At 71.5% G+C, this 1,230-nt stretch carries 1 protein-coding gene; it reads right to left on the bottom strand.

All coding sequences use genetic code 11. The features are described 5' to 3' along the window. A partial coding sequence (locus tag ABD329_RS47790; protein WP_344318289.1) for a polyketide synthase dehydratase domain-containing protein occupies positions 1 to 1,213 on the bottom strand: 1,213 nt, incomplete at its 3' end. Positions 1,214 to 1,230 lie beyond the last annotated feature (17 nt).

Raw genomic sequence — 1,230 nt, 5'->3', positions numbered from 1 at the left:
CCGCACTGCCCAGGTCACCCGGCCGGGTCACCTCGACCCGCCAGCCCGAACCCGTCGGCAAAGACAGCTCACCGGCGCGGGCCAACCGTCGACCAAAAGCCGCAATCCCCCCGCCCCCAGCGGCGCAGCGGATGCAGACCTCGGGCTCATCGGAATCCAGCACCGCAGCCAGCACCGTCTCCACGTCGGCGTCACGCGTCGGATCCAGGCCGGCCGCCGGGTCGACATCGACCAGCAGCAGACGACCCGGGTGCTCCGACTGCGCCGAGCGCACCAGACCCGCCACCGCCGCACCAGCCAAGTCCTCACCGACGGCCGCACCCTGGGTCCAAATCACCAAGCGCGCATCGTCGGCCGCGGGATCGGCCAACCACTCCTGCACCCAACCCAGCACCGTCACCGCAGCCAGCTCGGCCGCCTGCGACGCCGAACACCCGGCAGGAGCGGCAGACACACTCGCCACAACCACCGGAGCCAACCCGGAACCATGCCGCGCCCACTGCACCGCGCCGACCGGAGCCTGCACCGTCAGCGGAACCCAGTCCACCGTGAACAGCGACTGCCGCACCTGACGATCAGACCCGCTCACCTGACCCACCGCAGCCTCACGCATCGCCAACGACCGTGCGTGCAGCACCGGTTCGCCGACGCTGTCGAACGCCGTCACCGAGACGCCACCCGACTCACGGGCCAGCACCACCCGCAGCTGGCGGGCACCCCCGGCCAGCAGCCGAACCCCCGACCAGGCGAACGGCAGACCCGTCCCGCCACTGCCATCACCGACGGCCAGCAGACCGTGCAAAGCGGCATCGAGCAGAGCGGGATGCAAGCCGAACCCGGCGACATCCGCTTCCGCGGCCTCGGGCAGTTCGGCCTCGACGTAGACGGTGTCCCCGGCGCGCCAGACCTGACGCAGGCCCTGGAACGCCGGCCCGTAGCCGTAACCGCGCTGAGCGAACGTCTCGTAGGCGCCATCGACCGGAACCGATTCCGCACCCGCCGGAGGCCAGGCGGCCAGCGCGGCAGGGACGGGCTCACTGCCGGCCGGAGCCAGCACACCGACGGCGTGCCGAACCCACTCTCCCTCCCCCTCGCGGGAGGAAATCGTGACCGTTCGAGGACCGTCCTCGCCATCGGTGACGCGGACCTGTAGCTGCACGCCACCGGAGCCGGGCAGGAGCAGCGGCTCCTGCAAGGTCAACTCCTCCAGCACGCCACAACCGGCCAGGT

The sequence above is a fragment of the Streptomyces javensis genome (assembly GCF_039525925.1).
In the GTDB taxonomy this organism is placed as follows: Bacteria; Actinomycetota; Actinomycetes; order Streptomycetales; family Streptomycetaceae; genus Streptomyces; species Streptomyces asiaticus.
Note: the sequence above shows the minus strand (reverse complement) of the source record. Positions and strands in the feature narration are given on the sequence as shown.